Raw genomic sequence first — 20,582 nt, 5'->3', positions numbered from 1 at the left:
TATGATTAAAGAAGCAGAGAAACATATGAAACCATTACTTTCCATTGAGAAATTAAAAACTTATTATCCCATAAAAAGGGGTATTTTATCAAAAACTGTGGGACATATAAAAGCAGTGGATGGTGTGAATTTGAAGATTTATCCAGGAGAGACATTGGGACTGGTAGGAGAATCAGGGTGTGGAAAATCTTCAATGGGCCGTACAATTGTAAGACTTGAAGATCCCACGGAAGGCAGCATATTTTTTAATAATGAAGATATTGCAGCATACTCAAATAAACGTATGGCTAGTATTCGTACTGAGCTGCAGATAATATTCCAAGATCCCTATTCTTCCTTAAATCCTAAGAAACGTGTATATGATATACTGGCAGAACCTCTTAAAGTTCATAAAATTGTACCAGAGGATAAAATACCTGAAGAAGTTGACAGGCTTATAGATTATGTGGAACTGCCTAAAAGTTTTAAAAATAGATACCCCAATGAATTTTCAGGTGGACAGAGACAGCGTATTGGCATTGCCAGGACACTTGCACTAAAACCAAAGCTTATTGTCTGTGACGAACCTGTGTCAGCACTGGACGTATCTACTCAGGCACAGGTACTGAACCTCCTTAAGGATTTACAAGAGAAGTTCAATCTCACTTATCTTTTTATAGCTCATGGATTGGGAGCAGTAAAGTATATAAGTGATAGAATTGCAGTTATGTATTTAGGCAAGATAGTGGAGGTTGCAAGTACGGAGGAAATTTTTAAAAATCCAAAGCACCCATATACTAAAGCTCTTTTGAGTGCATATCCAATACCCAATCCACATATGAGAAACAAAGAGAGGGTTATTTTGGAGGGTGATGTGCCAAGCCCTGCAAATCCACCAAAAGGATGTAGATTTCATACCCGTTGTAAATTTGCTAAAAAAAATATATGCAGTGAAAAAACTCCTGGATTAAAACAGGTAAAAGGGGTGGAGCGTGAGGAACATCTGTCGGCTTGTTTTTTTCAGGATAGTTTTTAATTAATAAGGAGGACTTTTAAATGGGTAACTATATTGTTCGAAGAATATTAATAAGTATTCCAGTTTTAATTGGTGTAACTATAATAAGCTTTGTAATCATTAATATGGCACCAGGCAGCCCGCTGGATAAAATGATTGATCCGCATCTGACTGCAGCTGATATTGCAGCCAGGAAAGCTGCACTGGGGCTGAATGGACCGCTGTATGTCAGATATTTAAGCTGGCTGGGGAATGTACTTCACGGTAACCTGGGATATTCATTGACTTCATTTCAGCCTGTATCCCAGATAATAGGGCAGAGGATATTTCCTACTTTTTTGCTTATGGCTGCTGCTCTTGTAATTGGATTTGTAATAGCTATTCCACTGGGAATTTTAAGTGCTACTAGACAGTATTCAAAATTGGATTATATAGCTACAACCGGATCACTTATTGGAATATCAGTTCCAACTTTTTTTCTTAGTCTTGTATTTATATATATTTTTGCCCTGAAATTAAAATTATTGCCTTCTGGAGGCATGATAACTTTAGGACAAAATAATGGATTTTTAGATGTACTTAAACATTTGATACTGCCTGCGGTTGTTCTTGGGGTAAATGAAGCAGGAACACTTGTAAGATATGTGCGTTCCAGTATGCTGGAAGTACTGGATCAGGATTATTTGCGTACGGCAAGATCAAAGGGACTAAAAGAATCCATAGTTATAAACAGGCATGCCTTTAAAAATGCAATGCTCCCCATTATAACTGTAACGGGTCTGGAGATTGTAACTTTACTGGGCGGCTCTGTAGTTACAGAACAGGTATTTCAGTGGCCAGGGATAGGACAGCTTACTATATCTTCTGTAATGAGTCGTGATTATACCACCTTAATGGGTCTTATTTTATTTGGAACTCTAGTTGTTATAGTGGCCAACCTGTTGATTGATATTATATATTCTATTGTGGATCCACGTATTAGGTATAACTAGGAGGTTAATATTATGAGCAAAATGGAAGCAGAATTGCAAAATAGTTCAGATGAATTAGCTGTTGAAACATCTGTAGCTAGTGAAAGTTATACACATTTAATTATGAAGCGATTTAAAAAACATAAAATGGCTGTAACGGGAGTTATATTCATATTTATACTAGCTGTAATCGCAGTATTTGCTCCACTTATAGCTCCTAAAAGTCCATATGCCGTAGAAAATTTATTTGGTGCTGCACCATCTTCCAGGCACTTGCTTGGAACTGACCAGGTTGGCAGGGATGTGTTAAGTCGTCTTATATATGCTGCACGAGTTTCTCTGCTTGTTGGTATTGGAACTATGATTTTAAGTGTGAGCATAGGTACGGTACTTGGACTTATATCGGGCTATTTTGGTGGAAAAATTGATATGATTATCATGCGTATAACAGATATTTTTATGTCATTTCCTCAGATGATGCTTATATTAGTGGTGGTAAGTATTATTGGACCTGGTCTTAGGAATATTATATGGGTTCTAGGTTTTTTGGGGTGGCCGGGTGTAACACGTTTGGTTAGAGGTAATGTACTTTCTATTAAAGAAATGGATTATGTAAAATCTGCTGTAGCACTTGGATTTAGTACTCCAAGGTTATTGTTTTCCCATGTACTTCCAAATACTATGGCACCTATTCTGGTAAATGCAACTTTTGGAATTGCCAGAGCTATTATATATGAGGCTTCACTTAGTTTCCTGGGAATGGGGGTACAGCCGCCTACTGCAAGCTGGGGAAATATGCTTACGGATGCCCAGGCTCTTACTGTTTTAACCAGTGAACCATGGTTATGGTTTCCACCAGGAATTATGATTGTTCTCACTGTATTGGCATTTAATTTTATCGGTGATGGTTTAAGGGATGCGTTTGATCCAACAAATGCAAGGCAATAAAAATTTTTATTAAAAAGTGAGGCAGTATTTTATGGCGGATAAAAATGAAATCATATCTATTATAGAGGGAAAAAGGAATTTATTTGTTGAAGTTAGTGATAGAATATGGGAATTTGCTGAGAATAGCTTTAAAGAATTCAAATCATCCAATCTTCTGTGTAATGTACTTGAAGATGAGGGTTTCACTGTGTATAAAGGTGCAGCAGGTATTGATACTGCATTTAAGGCAGTTTACGGCAGCGGCAAACCGGTAATTGGAATTCTAGGTGAATATGATGCATTGTATAATTTAAGTCAAAAAGGAAAAATTGCACAAAAGCAGCCCTTGGTGGAAAGTGGAAATGGACATGGATGCGGACACAATGCATTAGGGGCAGGCTCTCTTGCAGCTGCAGTGGCAGTTAAGGATTATTTAAAAAAACATAATATGAGTGGAACTGTGTGTTATTTTGGATGCCCTGCAGAGGAAGGGGGTTCAGGTAAAACTTATATGGTTCGGGAAAAGGTATTTGAGGGGGTAGATGCAGTTTTTGGATGGCATCCCCAAAGTATAAATGCAGTATTGGGCAGCAGTATGACTGCCAATATAGAAACTTATTTTAGATTTTACGGTGTAAGTGCCCATGCAGCAGATTGCCCTCATCTGGGAAGAAGTGCACTGGACGCAGTAGAACTTATGAATATAGGTGCAAATTATTTAAGAGAACATGTCATTCAGGATGCTAGGATACACTACGCCATTACAAACAGTGGGGGTTCTTCACCTAATGTTGTACAATCCTATTCAGAAGTACTTTATCTGGTTAGAGCACCTAAAATGAACCAGGTAAAGGATATTTACGAGAGAATTAAAAATATTGCTAAGGGAGCTGCACTTATGACAGACACAAGATGTGAGGTGATTTTTGACAATGCACTTTCAAATCTTGTTATAAATAGTACTTTAAATAAAATAGTGTATGAAAAAATGTCGGAATTGGGACCTGTGATCCCTGATGAAAAAGATATAGAATACGCTAAAAAGATAAGGGAGACTTTAACTGAAGAGCAGAAAAATTATTTTCCAATTGCTATAAATCAGGAATTTAAGGATGAATTAAAAGAAAAAGCTATTGCAGATTTTATTATGCCCTATAAAGAGAGCTCCCGTATAATTCATGCATCTTCAGATGTAAGTGATGTAAGCTGGGTGGTTCCAACAGCACAGTGTTTTACAGCTTGTTATGCATTGGGTACACCAGGCCATTCCTGGCAGGTAGTAGCCCAGATGAAAGGGGAATTTTCTCATAAAAGTATGCTTATGGCAGGAAAAATTATAGCACTTTCTGTACTGGAATTGTTTGAAAAGCCTGAGCTCATCAATAAATCTAAAAAAGAATTAAAGGAAAGGCTTCATGGAGAAAAATATGTATGTCCTATTCCTTCGGATATCGAGCCTTCTATAAATAAGAAAAGTCTTCAAAAAGTTATTTGATTGGGGGGAGTATAAAAATGAATATGCTAAAAAAGGCTATAGAAATTAAACCCTGGATGATTAAATTGCGAAGAGATTTTCATATGTATCCTGAACCATCTTTTGAAGAAGTGAGAACATCGAAAATTATAGCCGAGGAACTTAGAAAGATGGGTATAGATGTGAGGGCTACAGGTAAAACAGGAGTTATTGGGCTGTTACAGGGGCAAAATGCTGGAAAAGTCATTGGACTTCGTGCTGATATTGATGCATTGTCCGTTACAGAGGATACAGGACTTCCCTATAGTTCAAAAAATATGGGATATATGCATGCCTGTGGGCACGATACTCATATTTCAGAACTTTTAGGGGCTGCAAAAATATTGTGCAATTTAAAAAATAAATTAAATGGCAGTGTAAAGTTTATTTTCCAGCCAGCAGAAGAAGCAGCAGCTGGCTCGGATTATATGATAGAACATGGGGCCCTTGAAAATCCTAAGGTGGATATAATTATAGGAATGCATACTTTTGGTATGATTGAAACCGGTAAGGTAGTAGTTCAAAAAGGACCTTTTATGGCTTCTGGTGATGAATGGCAGCTCACTATAGAGGGACAATCCTGTCACGGTTCTTCACCCTGGCAGGGAGTGGATGTCATGCCCTGTGCTGTTGCAATAATGGAGGGATTTCAAACCATCGTAACCAGATTCAATGATGCAAGAAATCCCATAGTTATTAATGTGGGAACCGTAAATGCTGGTGAAAGGTTTAACGTGGTTCCGGGAAAAGTTGAAATGACGGGAATGAATAGGACATTTTCAAGGCATTCCCGGGAAATGATGCCTAAATGGATGAAAAAAATAATAGACGGCATATGCGGTGCATATGGCTGTACATATGATTTTAAGTATAAAGAAGGATACAGCCCCACTGTCAATGAAGATACTTCAACTGAGTTTGCAGAAAAATCAATAGCTAAAATAATAGGTAAAGAGAATATAATTCAAATAGGAAAAATCATGGGTTCTGAAGATTTCTCATCCTATCTTGAAAAGGTACCGGGTACTTTTATGATACTGGGTGGAGGGAATAAGGAAAAGGGATGGATGTATTCCCAGCATTCCAATCATTTTACTATTGATGAGAATTGTCTTCCCATAGGAGCAGCAGTTTATGCCCAGATAGCTGTGGATTTTTTGCAAAATTAACATCTTGAATAGCTACAGCATGTTTATATTGTATTTTAGCATAGGGGTGATTTAAAATGGGTAAGATAGTATTAGCTGAAGACCAACCTATTACTAGAATGGATATTTATGAGATGCTTACATCTTCAGGATATGATGTGGTGGGAAAAGCTTCTGATGGACTTCAAGCGGTAGATTTATGCAGAAGGTGCAGACCGGATCTGGCCATCATGGATATAAAAATGTCCAAATTGGATGGTATACAGGCTGCACAATTAATAATAAAAGAAGAGCTGGCGGAAGCTGTGGTAATGCTTACAGCCTATAGTGGAAAAGAATTTATAAATTAGCCTGTAAAACCTCGTACCCTTGTGGTCGAGGATGTAAGGGCTTTAAGTTAGGGGAGTTCAATACTCCCTTAACTTAACATTACACTAACTTCTGATTTTGAATGTACCTTTGAATTGTTTCAGTCGATACCGAACCTGCTGTACCAACCTAATAACCTTTGCTCCATAATCCACTACCCCAAAACCTTTGTCGTTTCAGATTTGGAAAGGTTCTAAAAATATACAGTGCAGATACACTTTTCAAAGTCTTAACAATGTCTACTGGTGCAATGGTTGGAGGTGTAGAAATAAATAAATGACAATGGTCAGGCATTATTCCCATTTCTAATAACTCATAACCATAGTTGAAGCAAATCATTTGAAAAACTTTTTTGAGTTCTTGCTCTAAAGTATTCTTAAAAATGCTATGACGATATTTAGGACAAAAGACAATGTGGTAATTAATATTGTAAATGCTATGCTTTGTTTTCAGTACCTTCGTACTTGTCAATTATAAGTTTCATTCCTTCCTCAATTAAGTCATTAGCATTGATTTTAGTTTGTTTTTCAGCACTTACTTTAAGAGCAAGGATTTGAATTTTAGAATATAAATCAACATCTAAAGTTGTATTAATGCTTTTTCTTGCCATGCTATCACCTCATATAAACTATACCATATAGTTGACGCTGCTTCAATGATGTTGTATAATAACTACATGAACTATATGAGAAACGAAGTGATATTGTGGAAAAGGCTTTCAAGTTTAGATTAGTACCAACTAAAGAACAAGAAATAATATTAAGTAAGACTTTTGGCTCTTGTAGATTTGTATATAATCACTATCTTGAAAAGAAGATAGACTTATACAAAAGTGAAGGGAAATCCATGTCTTATGTTGAGTGTGCCAACGATATGAAAAGCCTTAAAAGTCAACATGAATGGCTTAAAGAAATAGACGCAATATCACTTCAACAGAGTTTGAGAGATTTGGATAAAGCATATAAGAATTTCTTTAAGGGTAGTGGCTTCCCTAAATTCAAGAGTAAACATAATCATAATCAAAGTTATAGAACTCAAATGGTTAATGATAACATCAAAATTGAAGGCAATAAAATTAAACTACCTAAAATTGGTTGGATAGAGTTTAAAAAACATAGAGAAATTCAAGGTAAAATACTTAATGTTACGGTAAGTAGAACCCCTTCGAATAAGTGCTTTGTTTCCATTTGTTGCACCAATATTGAAAGTGAAAAACTACCTCAAAATTCTAATGCAATAGGCATTGATGTAGGTATAAAGTCATTTTGTGCTATGTCCAATGAGGAAACTATAGAAAATCCTAAATATCTTCAAAAGTCTTATGAGAATTTGATTAAGGTTCAAAGAAGATTAAGCAGTAAAACTAAAGGAAGTAAGAATTATCATAAAGCAAGGGTTAAACTTGCAAAAATCCATGAGAAAATTGCCAATCAAAGAGCAGATTTTTTGCATAAGGAATCTTTGAAACTTATAAAAGAAAATCAAATTATAATTCTTGAAGATTTGAATGTAAAAAACATGATGAAGAATGAAAAGTTAGCACAAAGAATAGGTGATTGCAGTTGGTCGGAGTTCACAAGACTACTTGAATATAAGGCTGAATGGTATGGTAGAACTGTACATAAAATAGATACTTTCTACCCTTCAAGTCAATTATGTTCGGTATGTGGCTATCAAAATGCAGAAGTAAAGGACTTAAACATAAGGGAATGGATATGTCCTAAATGCGATAGCAAACACGATAGGGATACCAATGCAAGTAAAAATATTCTAAAGCAAGGATTGAAAGAACTAAAAATATCAGTGGCGTAAGCCTGTAGATAAATACGGTAGGAACTATCGGAATTAAGCCTGTGGAGATAGTAGGTTGCGAGGTCGAAGAAGCAGGAAGCCCCATCCCCTTGTGGGTGGGGTAAGTTCACCAATAAAGCCAAGGAAATTGGTGTTTTCGGATATATTGTAAAGCCTATAGACGAAAGAAAGCTGATTCCCCAAATTGAAATTGCAATATCTAAGGGCAGGGAGATAAAATCAATTAGAAATAAAGTCGTAGAGATAAAACAGCAGGCTGGAAAAACTAAAATAATTTACAAAGCTAAAGAACTGCTCATGGAAAAATACAGTATAACTGAAAATGAAGCCTATGGCAAAATACGAAAACTTAGTATGAACAATCAGTGTTCAATTCTGGAAACTTCAAAAAAAGGGAATTATGTATTACAATATATCGGTAATTGACAATGGCAGCGGTTTTGACACAGGTCAAATAAAGGATAATAGTCTTGGCTTAAATATTGTCAAGAGTATAATAAAAGATAAATTAAAGGGTGACATAAACATTGAATCAAATAAAAGTGGCACAAAAGCAGTATTTTCTTTTAAAAATTAACAGGCAATATTACAGTTCTTTAAAATACTTTTCTGTGAAAGATTTAAAAAGATAATCAGATTTTGTAAGGTATTTTCCTTCTTTCCAGGAAAGATATATTGTCCGTTCACATTTAGGCATATCTATATGTATAAGGGAGATTGAGGGACCGATAAGCTTTGTCCAGGATATGTAAGGAACAAATGCAACTCCAAGTCCTGCCTTTATAAGTCCTCTTACCATTGATGGTTCATCACTTTCAAAAACTATATTGGGAATGAATCCTGAATGTTCGCAAAATATATCCGTTATCTTTCTCAATGCCTTGTTTGGTTTAAGACTTATAAAAGACTCATCCTTTGCTTCAATGAGATTTATACTTTTTTTACAGGAAAGAGGATGATTATTTGGTACTCCAAGATATATTTCCTCTGTTCTGAGTGGAATACTGAATTTGTTTAAAATATCTGAGTATGATGATAAAATTGAAAAATCGCAGTCATCACTGCCGTATTCATTTTCATTTTGAAAAAGGCTGAAACCTACTTTAGGATATATTTCCCTGAAGGAACTTAAAAGATCGGGAATAAGTCCAGATGCGGATAGTACCATCAGTTTTATATTTTGAGGTTTATTTTCCTTCATATCCACTAGTTCCCTTTTTCCATCTTCTATGGAACTCAGTGCAGAATGTACTTTTTTAAAGAACACTTTGCCATATCTGTTCAATTGTATAGTTCTGCCATTCCTATCAAATAACTTAACGCCCAGTTCATTTTCAAGCTGCCTAAGTGTTCTGCTCAGGGCAGGTTGAGATACAAGAAGAAGTTTTGATGCCTTAGTCATATTTTCATATTTAGCTATAGTTTCAAAATACTTAAGTTGTTGAAGTTCCATAATAAATCCCCCCTTATAACAAATATGTTATATACATATATAATAACATGTATTGGAAGTTATAAGAACAAAAGACTAAAATTTTAATTATAGGGGTGATGTAAATGAAACAAATCAAGCTAAGTGAGAGAAAATGGGACACAAGGCATGCTGAAAAAGAAAAAAAACTTAATGCTGTTTTAAAAATATCTAAAGGAAAGGTAATACCAGCTGATAAAATTGTAGATGTAATGGAAAGGGCAATATATCCCGGCAATATAGTGACACTTGAAGGTGATAACCAAAAGCAGGCATCTTTTTTGTCAAAATCACTTTTAGAAGTTGACAGTAAAAAGGTGAATAATCTTCATATGGTCATATCAAATCTTTCAAGAACTGAACACCTCCAGATATTTAAAAAGGGAATAGCAAGTATCCTGGATTTTTCATATGCCGGCTCTCAAAGTGTAAAGGTATCCAATATGATAGAAGATGGAACAATAAAGGTAGGAGATATTCATACTTATCTGGAACTGTATTCAAGATTGTTTGTAGATCTTATTCCTGATGTAACACTTGTTGCTGCTGAAAAAGCAGATGAAAATGGCAATCTCTATACAGGACCCAATACTGAAGAAACCCCCGTATTAGTGGAAGCAGCAGCTTTTCATGATGGTATAGTGATAGCTCAGGTCAATGAAATTACTGATCATCTGCCAAGAGTGGACATACCCGGTTCATGGGTGGATTTTATAGTTGAATCCCATGCTCCATATGATATAGATCCATTGTTTACAAGAGACCCTGCAAAAATAAATGAAGTTCAAATTCTCATAGCCATGATGGTTATAAAGGGAATATATGCAAAACACCATGTTATTTCATTGAATCATGGTATAGGGTATAATACGGCAGCCATAGAACTTCTGCTTCCCACCTACGGGGAATCCCTTGGACTAAAAGGCAAGATATGTACCAACTGGGTGCTTAATCCCCATCCAACACTTATACCTGCAATAGAAACAGGGTGGGTGAAAAGTGTATATAGTTTTGGAGGAGAGCTTGGAATGGAGAAATATGTGGCTTCAAGATCCGATATATTTTTTGATGGCAATGATGGAAATTTAAGATCAAACAGAATCTATGCACAAATGGCAGGCCAGTATGCATTAGATGCTTTTGTAGGTTCCACACTTCAGATAGACAATGAGGGGAATTCTTCAACTGTAACCGCAGGAAGGCTTTCAGGATTTGGAGGAGCTCCAAATATGGGATCCGATTCAAGGGGAAGAAGACATTCCACTGCTGCCTGGCTTGATATGATAACTGAAAAAGGAGAAACAGAGAAGGGAAGAAAACTTGTAATTCAAACTGTTGAAACCTTTAAAAGAGGTGACAATCCTGTATTTGTAGATAAACTTGATGCAGTGAAAGTCGGAAAAGATTCAGGACTTTCTGTAACACCTGTAATGATATATGGCGATGATGTTACTCATGTGGTAACTGAAGAGGGAATAGCTTATTTGTATAAGGCAGAAAACATAAATGAAAGAAAAAAGGCTCTTGCAGCAATTGCAGGTGTAACTGATCTTGGACTTGAAATAACAGATGGTGAAATCAATGCTCTCAGAAGAAGGGGAATTGTTGCCTATCCTGAGGATATGGGAATAAAAAGAACTGATGCAAAGAGAAATCTTCTTGCTGCAAAGGATATAGATGATCTTGTTCAATGGTCCCAGGGACTCTATGAGCCACCTGTGAAATTTAGAAATTGGTAGATGGGAGATGTAAATTATGGAGTTATATGAATTTGAATATGAAAATTGCAATAAAAAGGTATATAAAAGAAGTCATACAGGAGTTGTAGGTCCAAAAAATCTTGAAGTTACTATTGAACCAAATAATGAAAGCAATGTATCAAAAGTGATTATAAGAACAGGAACTATGGGGAAAAAGGATATATACAAAAATATTATAAATAGATTTTTTAAAAAATATCCCGTATCCATTAACATGAAAATAAATGACTTTGGAAATACCCCTGGTATAATAGAGCTCAGGATACTTGAAGCATTGGAGGAGAGTAAAGATGTTATTAAAGGATAGTTTCATTGAATTAAAAGGCAGGGAAAGAGCAAAAATAGTTTTTGACAGTGGAACCTTCAGAGAACTTTTAGGGCCCCAGGATTATATGGAATCCCCACATCTTGAAATTCAAGATGTTGTTCCTGAAAGCGATGACGGAGTTATAGTGTCAAGGGGCAGGATAAACGGACAGGAAAGTCTTGTTATATCAGTAGAAGGAATATTCTTAAATGGCGGAATAGGAGAGGTTTCTGGTGCTAAGTTTTCAGGAGCACTGAACATTGCCCTGAGAGAAAATAAAAGGGGAAATAAAATAGTCCCAATAATTATGTTTGACAATGGAGAAGTAAGACTTCAGGAAGCCAACTATGGTCTTATGGCTGTTTCTGAAATACAATCTGCAGTTATTGCACTTAGAAAGTATGTGCCTGTTATTGGGGTCATACCCGGGAAACTGGGAAACTGTGGATCAATGGCAGTAACTGCAGCCTTGTGTTCCATTTTAATAATGACAAAGCACGGAAAGTATTTTATGAATGAACCTGCTGCAATAGAAGAAAAAGTTGGAGCTAGTGAATTTAATTCCAGAAATAAATCACTTATATGGGACACAATTGGGGGCAAGGCAAGATATACTCAGGGATTTTGTGATTATTTAGCTGATGATGATATAGATAGTATAAGAAATACCATAATCAAGGCTATGGCTTCTGATGGAAATAAAGATTTAAGAAGCAGAAAACAGGAATATTACCTGGATAAAATAAACAGTATTGATTTTGCCCAAAAAGTAGATATGAAACAAGTGAAGAATCCTGTAAGCAGGGGAAGAACCTGGTTTGAAAAATTATCTGGAAAGAGTGGAACTGCTGCTGTTGATGACTCTGTTCTGAGCACGGTGGCCAGTTTTTATGAAGATAAAGTTTATATTATATCTGTAGTTCCAAATTTAAATAATAGATTTCCAGGGGCAAAAAATGGAGAAATGGGATTATATGAAGGATGGACCATTGCAGAAAGAATAAGGGGGATAGTGGAAAAGGATAAACACAAGCCTATTAATAAAAAAACCCCTATAATAGCTGTGGTGGATGTACCAGGACAGGCCTATGGATACAATGAAGAGCTTTTAGGAATATTTCAGTCCTGTGCTTCTGCAGTGGATGCCTATGCAACTGCCAGGGGAGAAGGACATCCCGTAATTGCTCTTATTGCAGGCAAAGCAGTGTCGGCAGCATTCCTTTCACATGGATATCAGGCAAACAGAATTATAGCTTTTGATGATCCAAAGGTATTTGTTCATGTAATGGAAAAAGATGATTATGCAAAGACCTTAAAGAAAGACACTGAATACCTGAATGAAATTGGCAAGAAAATCCCAGGATTATCCTATGACATAAACTGCTATGGTAAACTGGGTTCGCTTTCAAATATCATAGATGGCATAAATGTAGATGACCCAACGGATGTCCAGGTGGAAAAAACCAAAAAAATTATTAAAGCCAATATAGATGACATAAGAAATTCTTCATCTGCAGATTTAGGCGCTGGGGTTGGACTTAAAAGTAAAAGTCTACAGAATGGAAGACCTGTATCAGTTGAAGTTATAAAAAGATTAGAAGAAGAATGGAAATCGATTTAATAATAAATTACAAATATTTTATTAAATTATTATAAAAATACGCTTTACATTGACAAATTATTGTGATAAACTTACTGTAAATTAAAAAGTAAGTGCAATGGAGCAGTTACTTTATATTAAAAGTTTTTAATATCTCTGAAAAAATTAATAGAATTTTAATAAGCAATGGAGCTTAAACACAGGAGTGTTTGGGCTCTATTTTTTAAATTAAAATTTTCTAATAAAAGAGGTGATTGCAGAAGGTAATGGAAGATAAAATTTTAAGTGTGGGAATTGATATTGGAACAAGCACTACACAGATTATATTTAGTCAAATCACAATGCAAAATACAGCTGACTCTTTTCTTGTCCCTAATATCAAAATTGAAGATAAAATAACCTATATATCAAATAAGATAAGAAAACTCATATATAATTTAAAATTGAATCTCTGTGTTGGAGAAAAGCCTGAGTTCAGTGATTTGAAAGCTCTTACAGATGAATTTGCAAAAGTGATTTTTAAAACTTTCAATAATCAAGATTTATCCAGAGAAGAGGAGAAACTTTTTATTCAACATAAAAGTAAAAATATAAAGTCACAATTTCTTATGTTCTCAGGTGGAGTATCTGAATTTGTATACAGCAGTTTAAAAATAGACACACTTTCAGAGGCTTTAAGGTTCAAGGATATAGGACCTGTCCTAGGATATTCCATAAGGCAGATTTTTAAAATGCAAAAGGGTAAATTACTGCAGCCTAAAGAAAAAATAAGGGCTACTGTAATAGGAGCAGGAAGCCATTCTGTAAAGATAAGTGGAAGTACCATAATGTTTGAAGATGATATATTGCCTGTGAAAAGTGTTCCAATTGTGAAAATCCCCATGGGTGAAGATGAAAAATCTGAGTCCATTTATAAAAATATCTGCAGCAAGTCCAGAATATATAAAGATACAAATTGGGCAATTGCTTTTAAAGGACCTAAATCTCCTAAATATTCACAGATAAAAAAATAGCAAATGCCATAGTTGAAGTTTTTAGCTGCAGTGATAATCCAATAATTGTAATTGTAGAAAGCGATTTTGCAAAAGCGTTAGGACAAACTATTAAAAATATTGATTCAAATCATAAAGTAATATGTATTGACAACATAGAAGTGACAAATGGAGATTATATTGATATAGGAAAATCTATATCAGGGGTAGTGCCGGTAGTTATAAAAACCTTGATTCTCAAAGGTTGATTGAGAAAATGATGCTGAGAGGGTTGCAGCAAAAGTTGTTTTATCCGAACTAACTCTTGAAGATTTAAGAAACAACCCGGTGGTACCCTATGAAAAAGACGAGGTTACCAGGGTTATACAGGATCAGGTGGACGAAAATTGCTACAATAAAATAAAATCTTTAACTGTAGGCGGGTTTAGAGAGTTCTTATTGAGAGCTGATGAAAAGAGCATAAAGGAAATAAGAGACGGCTTGACTTCTGAGATGATAGCAGTGGTTACCAAGCTTATGAGCAATATGGATTTGATCTATGGAGCTAAAAAGATAAAAGATCTTGCCACATGCAATACTGCAATTGGGAAAAAAGGTAGTACTTATATTAGTAGGGTTCATTCTTTATTTTGCAGTATTTAAGAAGAGAACAGAGGTTACAGGTGATTTGGAAGTAGAAGAGAAAGAAGCAGTAAACTAAGGGATGGATATCAAGTGATTTTAAGGTTCAGGTAGAGTTTGTCCATAAAGAATGCTTTTTTCCCCTGCCTGAACCTTAGGAAAGCTTATCAAGGGGTACAGTATTACTTGTTTTTGGGGCCTTAGCCAGGGACAGTCATGGGATAAAAGTGTCAGCATAGGAACTTTTTCGGATCATATGCATAGGTTAATATATACAGTAATAATATGGAGGATGTCTGTGTTTATTTATGTAGTTAGGCAGGGAGATTCACTTTGGAAAATATCAAATTCTTATAAAATTTCAACGGCTGAAATAATCAGTGCCAATGGACTTCAATACCCAAACAATCTTCTTATTGGTCAATCCTTGATAATTCCCGTAGAAGATACTGCTCATATTGTAAAACCAGGAGAATACCTTTGGCAGATTGCTCAAAATTATGGGATTTCTCTGCAGGAGATTCTACAGGCAAATAGAATAATCAATCCGCAAAATATCTATCCAGGGCTTCAATTATATATTCCTGCAGTTAGATACCGGATAAAATCCGGAGAAACTTTAGAGCAGATTGCTGAAAGATACCATGTTTCACTGAAAAGATTAATAAATGTAAATAATATTCCAAATGCATCTCTTGTATATCCTGGGACTGTAATTGTTATTCCCAGGAAAAGACCTTCTATCTATGTAAATGGCTATATCTATGATTTTACTGAAAATTCTCCCGGCATTGTGAGGGAAGTGGGAGAAGATTTAACCTATTTAAGTCCTTTTGCCTATAGAATCAGAGAAGATGGTACTTTGGAAACTATAGATGATTCTGCCGTAATAAATGCTGCTTATGCTGAAAATATAGTTCCCATGATGGCAGTAACAAATTTTACAGCTACAGAGTTAGGCAATAATTTGGCACATGTTGTTCTGTCCAATGAGGATATCAGAGAAAATCTTATTACAAACATAATTAATATCATGAGAACTAAAGGGTATTTGGGAGTGAATATTGATTTTGAAAATGTACTGCCATCTGACAGGGAAAATTATAATACATTTCTTGAGCTTGCGGTTCAGAGACTGCACGGGAAAAATTTTTTTGTATCCACTGCCCTGGCACCAAAGACAGGAGAAAGTCAGCAGGGATTATTGTATGAAGCTCATGATTATGAAGCCCATGGAAGAATTGTGGATTTTGTCGTGCTTATGACCTATGAATGGGGATATAGATTAGGGCCTCCCCAGGCAATTTCACCTTTAAACAGGATAAAACAGGTGCTGGATTATGCGGTTACTGTTATACCAAGGGAAAAGATTTTATTTGGTTTTCAACTTTATGCAAGGGACTGGATTCTTCCCCATGTCCAGGGTATGGAGGCAGAGACTTTCAGCATGCAGGAGGCTGTGGCAAGGGCAGTGAGACATCAAGTGGTCATACAATTTGATCCAGTCAGCCAGACACCATTTTATAATTATACGGATTCACAGGGAAGGCGGCACCAGGTATGGTTTGAGGATGCAAGAAGCGCTCAGGCCAAATTTGATACAGTTAAGGATTATGGATTAAAAGGTGTCAGTTACTGGGCATTGGGTTTTGCATTTCCACAAAATTGGACTTTGCTTCAAGATAATTTCAATGTCATAAAACTTGTATAATGTGGTGTACTGAAATAGTTATCTAAGAAAATTTATGATAGAATTATATTAAAATTGGGAAATGAGTATAGATTCGTATAAAAGTCAAATTTGTACTCACTTCTTTTTTGGAGTATATTCTATATATGTATTTCTAATTTGAATTATTTAACAGTATTGGGCTTGTTTTTATATATCCAACTAAAAGGGAATAAACTCACATATTATATGTATTCTTCTCTTCTCTGGAATATAAATATGCTCAGTCCCAGGAATAAAACTGTCCACCCAATCATTATTACAGCTGCAGACAGGGTATTTATGTAATATGCTCCTGTTTTTTGGACAAAGGATCTGGTTATTATTTCAAGAGGACTGCTCAATCCTAGAAAAAAAGCAGAAGTAATGTAGGATTTATCGCTTAAAAAGCCTGGCATTTTTGAAATAAATATAAAGACACCTCCAAAGAGTATGGTACTGGAGACTGCAACTGCACTGTTTTTAAACAGGGTGGACATCAAAACACAAAAGCTCACAGAAGCAATGATGAAAAGTATCTGCAGCAGTGCAAATTCACCTAAAAATTTGTAAAGGGGTATAAGGGTGGAAGTGCCTGGTATAACCTCTATAAATTTATTGTAAGTCATATTTTTTATGGCACTGTATTTGAAAGAAGGGCCTATGGTTACGGGGTATTTAAAACTGTCAAAACCATATTTTATACCGCCAAAAACATATACTGCAGCATAGAAAAATATCACCAGGGCTGAACTTGAAATCACACCTGCAAAAAACTTTCCCCAAATGAGCTTTGCCTTGCTTACAGGTCTTAGAAGTATAAATTTCAAAGTGGCAGGAGTGTATTCGCTGGATAGTATATCCGAAGTTATAATAGCGGCTATCAAAAATATTATGATCATTGAAAAGCTGAGGAGCATGACATACTCAAGAAAAAAGGTGAATCCTGTAGTTGAAAGGCTGTTTAGGGGTTTTAAATTGTTTTTCAGCAGGTATTTATATTCCTTTAATTGTAAAGCTTTATATTCCGGATTGCTGATGCTTTTGCCTTTGGAGGTTTTCTCCAGGATAGCAATTTGTTTTTCTAAATTTGACTTCCAACTGTCAGGATGGGATTTATCCAGCTGGTATTCTCTTATGCCTGTTTCAATTTCATCCACATGTTCCTGGGCCTCCTTTATTACTGAAGGATCTTTGGAATTTTTCTTCTGTTCCATATAATATTTTTCAATCCTTTTATTGTTTGCCAGACCACCTTCACCGCGATCTTTGTTAAAAAAGAAAAAAGAGGCGGTAAATACCAGGCACATCAGTATAAAACATACTATGAGTTTCTTCTTATGACATATTTTTATAAGTTCATTTTCAATTATTTTCAGCAACATCAACATCTCCTCCTATAAGTTCAATATATCTGTCTTCAAGGCTTCCATGAAGCTTGGACATATCCTGTATGCCTTTGATTCTTCCTTCCTTTATGAAGGCAATTTTGTCACAGAGAACTTCCATCTCTCCAAGTATATGTGAGGAAATAAAAATGGTGACTCCCTTTTCCCTGACGTATTTTCTAAATAGATTTCTAAAATGAATTATTCCACTGGGATCAAGGCCGTTTGTAGGTTCATCCAGCACCCATATTGTTTTATTTCCAAGAAGTATCTGTGATATTGCCAGTCTCTGCTTCATACCCATGGAATAGGTTCTGAATTTCTGGTTCATCTTATCTTTTAGCTCTACTTCCTCTAGAGCCTTTAATATGTCCTTTTCTTCAATTCCCCTGTCCAGTCTGGCAAGCTGCTGGAGGTTTTGAAGTCCTGTAAGATAAGGATACATATCAGGTGATTCCACCATGGCGGCCATATCTTTTATGGATTCAATTCTATGGTGCAGAATATCTCTGCCCTGAATATATATTTTTCCAGTGGCAGGCCTTAAAAATCCAACAATCATCTTTATGGTAGTTGTTTTTCCCGCCCCATTGGGGCCTAAAAATCCAAAGATTTCCCCCTGATTTACGGTTAGATTTAGATCACTCACTATTTGTCTTTTTCCTATTCTTTTGGATACATTCTCCAGTTTAAGCACTTCCACAAAATTCACATCCCTTTATGTAATATATCTATTATAGATTTACAATATTACATAAAGGGTATATTTAATATTACAAAATGGATGGAGTTTATTAAGATTTTATTACGATTATTACAAATACAAGAAATATGTATATAATAAATATATAAACTTAGAAAGGCGTCTTTATATATGTACAAAAATTCAGTTCTAATTGTAGATGATGATGAAAACATAAGAGAACTTCTAAATATAATGCTGAGAAATCAAAATATAGATACTATCTGTGCAAAAGACGGTATGGAAGCAATTCACATACTAAAAAGCAATAAAATAGATCTTATACTTTTGGATATTATGATGCCAAAAATGGATGGCATGATGGCATGTATGAAAATACGTGAAAAATTGAACATGCCCATTATAATGATATCCGCTAAAATAGATGACTCCGATAAAATAATGGGGCTTACCATAGGGGCGGACGATTATATATCCAAACCCTTTAACCCAATGGTGGTAATTGCTAAGGTGAAAGCACAGCTGAGAAGGTATAAAGAATTTAATCTTGACCTTGCTGTAGATTTAGACATGATTAAAATTCAGGATATGGTGGTGGATATAGGCAGGCATCAGGTGAAAATAAATGGGCAGGGGGTAGAGCTTACTCCCCATGAATTTGGGATACTTGCCTTTCTTGCAAAAAACAAGGACAAAGTATTGAGTATAAAACAGATATACGAAAATGTATGGGAGGAGCCTTATCTTAAATTTGACAGAACCGTTACCGTTCATATAAGGCGTCTTAGAAAGAAGATAAAGGTGGGTTATATAAAAACTGTATGGGGAGTGGGATATAAAATTGAAAGTTAAAATATTTGGTATTCAGCTGAAATTTGCTGCAGCATTGATATTTTCTCTGATTTTGAGTTTTATCCTACTGAGCATTTTTACTAGAATCTACTCTTCATACAATGAAAATATACAAAATTACAATTATAGTTTCAGCAGCCTTAGAGAAGCAGGCGAAAATCTGTCCGTTGATTTAAGCAAAAGCAATTTTAGAAACATAAATGAGCTGGAGCCTCTGTTTCAAAGTTATGAAAAGAGGTATCATTTGTTTAAAATAAATTTCATAATAACGGATGGCAGGGACAGGGTTATTTATAAATTCAGGCAGACGCATATAGATGTGAATGAATTGAGAAAATTCATGGTAGATACTTTTAAAGGAAAGAATGTAGGAGGTAACGTTACACATTACTTTAAATTTTCCTATACTGTTCCCTTGAAAATAAATGACAGAATATATATGCTGTGGATTACAGGTGTTCCCTTTAATGCATTAAATGACACTTCCTTTAACTGGATGAGTAAAAGGGGGCTTGTACTTATGCTTTGTCTATCAGTATTCATATTTTACATGATCACTATGTCAAAAATGAAATATATAAAGGAAATATGCAGGGGACTAAATAAAATTGCAGGTGGAGATATAGAGTTTAGAATAATGAAAAAAGGTCATGATGAGCTGGCAGGTATAGTATCCAATGTAAACTACATGGCAGATAAAATACAGGAGAAAATCACGAGGGAGAAAAACATTCAGAGATCCAAAAGTGAACTTGTAACAAATGTTGCCCATGATATACGCAGTCCCCTTACCAGTGTAATTGGCTTCCTTGAAATTGTGAAAAACAGTGAATACAAATCTGAAGAAGAGATGAAGAAGTTTATAGATATTGCATTAAAAAAAGCCGGATCCATGAAAAGACTTACAGATAATTTATTTATGTTTACTAAATTGGATAGTCTTAATATGAAGTCGAGTTTTTCAAGAGTATGTATTAATGAGTTAATTTATCAAGTGGTGGATGAATTCTCCGTTATTTTTCAAGAAAACAATCTTGAACTGGAAGACAATATAATTTCTGAAAATTTAATGGTGAATATAGATGTAAACATGTTCCTAAGGGCCCTTAACAATTTATTTTATAATGCACTGGAATATAGTGTAAAACCATCTAAAGTGAATGTAGCTCTGGGTAAAGAAGATGACAAAGCTGTAATCTCCATAAGCAACAGCTGTAAAGATTTAAATGAAGAGAACATAAAGATGATTTTTGAAAGATTTTACAGAGCTGATAAATCACGGTCAAGCCCGGATAACAATTCGGGGCTTGGGTTATCCATAGCTAAAAGTATAATTGAGCATCATGGAGGAAAAATAACTTCCTTATACAAGGATGACAGAATATGCTTTAAAATATCCATGTCAGCGGAGAAAAATAAAATAAGGTTAGGGTAAATAATGGTTAA

Annotated in this window: 22 protein-coding genes and 1 pseudogene; 18 read left to right on the top strand and 5 right to left on the bottom strand. The window is 35.2% G+C overall.

What is annotated here, in order from left to right; all coding sequences use genetic code 11:
- Window position 1: 1 nt before the first annotated feature.
- From ACYUJ6_RS10960 to ACYUJ6_RS10935, 6 genes are read left to right on the top strand one after another with little or no spacing between them, the layout of a single operon-like run.
- Window positions 2-1,015, top strand: a complete 1,014-nt coding sequence (locus ACYUJ6_RS10960; RefSeq protein ID WP_461842819.1) for an ABC transporter ATP-binding protein — start codon at window positions 2-4, stop codon at window positions 1,013-1,015.
- 20 nt (window positions 1,016-1,035) lie between these two features.
- Entirely contained in the window at window positions 1,036-1,986 is a 951-nt protein-coding gene (locus ACYUJ6_RS10955; RefSeq protein WP_461842818.1) for an ABC transporter permease, read from the top strand.
- Window positions 1,987-1,998: 12 nt separating this feature from the next.
- Window positions 1,999-2,913: an oligopeptide ABC transporter permease gene (gene opp4C, locus ACYUJ6_RS10950; protein WP_461842817.1), complete on the top strand. Its 915-nt coding sequence runs from the start codon at window positions 1,999-2,001 to the stop codon at window positions 2,911-2,913.
- 31 nt (window positions 2,914-2,944) lie between these two features.
- Entirely contained in the window at window positions 2,945-4,387 is a 1,443-nt protein-coding gene (locus ACYUJ6_RS10945; RefSeq protein WP_461842816.1) for a M20 family metallopeptidase, read from the top strand.
- Between the two features lie 17 nt (window positions 4,388-4,404).
- A complete protein-coding gene (locus ACYUJ6_RS10940; protein WP_461842815.1) occupies window positions 4,405-5,574 on the top strand; it encodes a M20 metallopeptidase family protein in 1,170 nt (389 codons plus the stop codon).
- A gap of 56 nt (window positions 5,575-5,630) precedes the next feature.
- Window positions 5,631-5,903, top strand: a complete 273-nt coding sequence (locus ACYUJ6_RS10935; RefSeq protein ID WP_461842814.1) for a response regulator — start codon at window positions 5,631-5,633, stop codon at window positions 5,901-5,903.
- Between the two features lie 148 nt (window positions 5,904-6,051).
- Here the strand turns inward: ACYUJ6_RS10935 and tnpA are convergent, their stop codons facing one another.
- Window positions 6,052-6,393 carry an IS200/IS605 family transposase gene (gene tnpA, locus ACYUJ6_RS10930; protein ID WP_242977743.1) on the bottom strand — a complete coding sequence of 114 codons (342 nt, stop codon included), beginning with the start codon at window positions 6,391-6,393 and terminating at the stop codon, window positions 6,052-6,054.
- Window positions 6,359-6,532 carry a hypothetical protein gene (locus ACYUJ6_RS10925; protein ID WP_170065774.1) on the bottom strand — a complete coding sequence of 58 codons (174 nt, stop codon included), beginning with the start codon at window positions 6,530-6,532 and terminating at the stop codon, window positions 6,359-6,361. The genes tnpA and ACYUJ6_RS10925 overlap by 35 nt, the downstream gene beginning before the upstream one ends.
- A gap of 95 nt (window positions 6,533-6,627) precedes the next feature.
- Here ACYUJ6_RS10925 and tnpB point away from each other — a divergent pair, with 95 nt between their 5' ends.
- The 3 genes from tnpB (at window position 6,628) to ACYUJ6_RS10910 (ending at window position 8,311) form a co-directional block, all read left to right on the top strand.
- Window positions 6,628-7,734: an IS200/IS605 family element RNA-guided endonuclease TnpB gene (gene tnpB / locus ACYUJ6_RS10920; RefSeq protein WP_461842427.1), complete on the top strand. Its 1,107-nt coding sequence runs from the start codon at window positions 6,628-6,630 to the stop codon at window positions 7,732-7,734.
- Window positions 7,735-8,031: 297 nt separating this feature from the next.
- Entirely contained in the window at window positions 8,032-8,160 is a 129-nt protein-coding gene (locus ACYUJ6_RS10915; RefSeq protein ID WP_461842813.1) for an ANTAR domain-containing protein, read from the top strand.
- Window positions 8,135-8,311, top strand: a complete 177-nt coding sequence (locus ACYUJ6_RS10910; protein WP_461842812.1) for an ATP-binding protein — start codon at window positions 8,135-8,137, stop codon at window positions 8,309-8,311. The genes ACYUJ6_RS10915 and ACYUJ6_RS10910 overlap by 26 nt, the downstream gene beginning before the upstream one ends.
- 9 nt (window positions 8,312-8,320) lie before the next feature.
- On the opposite strand, the gene ACYUJ6_RS10905 is transcribed toward ACYUJ6_RS10910, so the two are convergent.
- A complete protein-coding gene (locus ACYUJ6_RS10905; RefSeq protein ID WP_461842811.1) occupies window positions 8,321-9,187 on the bottom strand; it encodes a LysR family transcriptional regulator in 867 nt (288 codons plus the stop codon).
- A 104-nt stretch (window positions 9,188-9,291) separates the two neighbouring features.
- On the opposite strand from ACYUJ6_RS10905, the gene mdcA reads away from it, so the two are divergent.
- The 7 genes and pseudogenes from mdcA (at window position 9,292) to ACYUJ6_RS10870 (ending at window position 16,196) form a co-directional block, all read left to right on the top strand.
- Window positions 9,292-10,944 carry a malonate decarboxylase subunit alpha gene (gene mdcA / locus ACYUJ6_RS10900; protein WP_461842810.1) on the top strand — a complete coding sequence of 551 codons (1,653 nt, stop codon included), beginning with the start codon at window positions 9,292-9,294 and terminating at the stop codon, window positions 10,942-10,944.
- Window positions 10,945-10,960: 16 nt separating this feature from the next.
- Window positions 10,961-11,272 carry a malonate decarboxylase acyl carrier protein gene (locus ACYUJ6_RS10895; RefSeq protein WP_461842809.1) on the top strand — a complete coding sequence of 104 codons (312 nt, stop codon included), beginning with the start codon at window positions 10,961-10,963 and terminating at the stop codon, window positions 11,270-11,272.
- Window positions 11,256-12,893, top strand: a complete 1,638-nt coding sequence (locus ACYUJ6_RS10890) for a biotin-independent malonate decarboxylase subunit beta (protein ID WP_461842808.1) — start codon at window positions 11,256-11,258, stop codon at window positions 12,891-12,893. Before ACYUJ6_RS10895 ends, ACYUJ6_RS10890 begins: the two co-directional genes overlap by 17 nt.
- Window positions 12,894-13,138: 245 nt before the next feature.
- The gene (locus ACYUJ6_RS10885; RefSeq protein WP_461842807.1) at window positions 13,139-13,885 is read left to right on the top strand and encodes an ethanolamine ammonia-lyase reactivating factor EutA; all 747 of its coding nucleotides are present in this window, start codon (window positions 13,139-13,141) and stop codon (window positions 13,883-13,885) included.
- Entirely contained in the window at window positions 13,864-14,112 is a 249-nt protein-coding gene (locus tag ACYUJ6_RS10880; RefSeq protein ID WP_461845492.1) for an ethanolamine ammonia-lyase reactivating factor EutA, read from the top strand. The genes ACYUJ6_RS10885 and ACYUJ6_RS10880 overlap by 22 nt, the downstream gene beginning before the upstream one ends.
- A 13-nt stretch (window positions 14,113-14,125) precedes the next feature.
- Window positions 14,126-14,464, top strand: a pseudogene (gene eutB / locus ACYUJ6_RS10875) (ethanolamine ammonia-lyase subunit EutB); the annotation flags it as partial.
- 319 nt (window positions 14,465-14,783) lie between these two features.
- Window positions 14,784-16,196: a LysM peptidoglycan-binding domain-containing protein gene (locus ACYUJ6_RS10870; RefSeq protein ID WP_461842806.1), complete on the top strand. Its 1,413-nt coding sequence runs from the start codon at window positions 14,784-14,786 to the stop codon at window positions 16,194-16,196.
- Window positions 16,197-16,399: 203 nt separating this feature from the next.
- Here the strand turns inward: ACYUJ6_RS10870 and ACYUJ6_RS10865 are convergent, their stop codons facing one another.
- Together ACYUJ6_RS10865 and ACYUJ6_RS10860 are read right to left on the bottom strand one after the other, a co-directional pair.
- Window positions 16,400-17,578 carry an ABC transporter permease subunit gene (locus ACYUJ6_RS10865; protein ID WP_461842805.1) on the bottom strand — a complete coding sequence of 393 codons (1,179 nt, stop codon included), beginning with the start codon at window positions 17,576-17,578 and terminating at the stop codon, window positions 16,400-16,402.
- Window positions 17,559-18,284: an ABC transporter ATP-binding protein gene (locus tag ACYUJ6_RS10860; protein WP_461842804.1), complete on the bottom strand. Its 726-nt coding sequence runs from the start codon at window positions 18,282-18,284 to the stop codon at window positions 17,559-17,561. Before ACYUJ6_RS10860 ends, ACYUJ6_RS10865 begins: the two co-directional genes overlap by 20 nt.
- Before the next feature lie 171 nt (window positions 18,285-18,455).
- On the opposite strand from ACYUJ6_RS10860, the gene ACYUJ6_RS10855 reads away from it, so the two are divergent.
- Together ACYUJ6_RS10855 and ACYUJ6_RS10850 are read left to right on the top strand one after the other, a co-directional pair.
- Window positions 18,456-19,136 (top strand): response regulator transcription factor, encoded by a 681-nt coding sequence (locus tag ACYUJ6_RS10855; RefSeq protein ID WP_461842803.1) that lies wholly within the window; start codon window positions 18,456-18,458, stop codon window positions 19,134-19,136.
- Window positions 19,126-20,571 (top strand): HAMP domain-containing sensor histidine kinase, encoded by a 1,446-nt coding sequence (locus ACYUJ6_RS10850; RefSeq protein WP_461842802.1) that lies wholly within the window; start codon window positions 19,126-19,128, stop codon window positions 20,569-20,571. The genes ACYUJ6_RS10855 and ACYUJ6_RS10850 overlap by 11 nt, the downstream gene beginning before the upstream one ends.
- The last annotated feature ends 11 nt before the right edge of the window (window positions 20,572-20,582 follow it).

It is taken from the genome of Clostridium sp. JNZ X4-2 (assembly GCF_054889485.1).
The sequence above is the reverse complement of the archived record's forward strand: the minus strand, read 5'-3'. Positions and strand labels throughout refer to the sequence as shown.

Bases quoted from the DNA above. Each gene is read 5' to 3' on its own strand.
- ACYUJ6_RS10960 (WP_461842819.1), top strand. From the start codon at position 2: ATGATTAAAGAAGCAGAGAAACATATGAAACCATTACTTTCCATTGAG.
- ACYUJ6_RS10955 (WP_461842818.1), top strand. From the start codon at position 1,036: ATGGGTAACTATATTGTTCGAAGAATATTAATAAGTATTCCAGTTTTA.
- opp4C (WP_461842817.1), top strand. From the start codon at position 1,999: ATGAGCAAAATGGAAGCAGAATTGCAAAATAGTTCAGATGAATTAGCT.
- ACYUJ6_RS10945 (WP_461842816.1), top strand. From the start codon at position 2,945: ATGGCGGATAAAAATGAAATCATATCTATTATAGAGGGAAAAAGGAAT.
- ACYUJ6_RS10940 (WP_461842815.1), top strand. From the start codon at position 4,405: ATGAATATGCTAAAAAAGGCTATAGAAATTAAACCCTGGATGATTAAA.
- ACYUJ6_RS10935 (WP_461842814.1), top strand. From the start codon at position 5,631: ATGGGTAAGATAGTATTAGCTGAAGACCAACCTATTACTAGAATGGAT.
- ACYUJ6_RS10925 (WP_170065774.1), bottom strand. From the start codon at position 6,532: ATGGCAAGAAAAAGCATTAATACAACTTTAGATGTTGATTTATATTCT.
- ACYUJ6_RS10915 (WP_461842813.1), top strand. From the start codon at position 8,032: ATGGAAAAATACAGTATAACTGAAAATGAAGCCTATGGCAAAATACGA.
- ACYUJ6_RS10910 (WP_461842812.1), top strand. From the start codon at position 8,135: ATGTATTACAATATATCGGTAATTGACAATGGCAGCGGTTTTGACACA.
- ACYUJ6_RS10905 (WP_461842811.1), bottom strand. From the start codon at position 9,187: ATGGAACTTCAACAACTTAAGTATTTTGAAACTATAGCTAAATATGAA.
- mdcA (WP_461842810.1), top strand. From the start codon at position 9,292: ATGAAACAAATCAAGCTAAGTGAGAGAAAATGGGACACAAGGCATGCT.
- ACYUJ6_RS10895 (WP_461842809.1), top strand. From the start codon at position 10,961: ATGGAGTTATATGAATTTGAATATGAAAATTGCAATAAAAAGGTATAT.
- ACYUJ6_RS10890 (WP_461842808.1), top strand. From the start codon at position 11,256: ATGTTATTAAAGGATAGTTTCATTGAATTAAAAGGCAGGGAAAGAGCA.
- ACYUJ6_RS10885 (WP_461842807.1), top strand. From the start codon at position 13,139: ATGGAAGATAAAATTTTAAGTGTGGGAATTGATATTGGAACAAGCACT.
- ACYUJ6_RS10865 (WP_461842805.1), bottom strand. From the start codon at position 17,578: ATGTTGCTGAAAATAATTGAAAATGAACTTATAAAAATATGTCATAAG.
- ACYUJ6_RS10855 (WP_461842803.1), top strand. From the start codon at position 18,456: ATGTACAAAAATTCAGTTCTAATTGTAGATGATGATGAAAACATAAGA.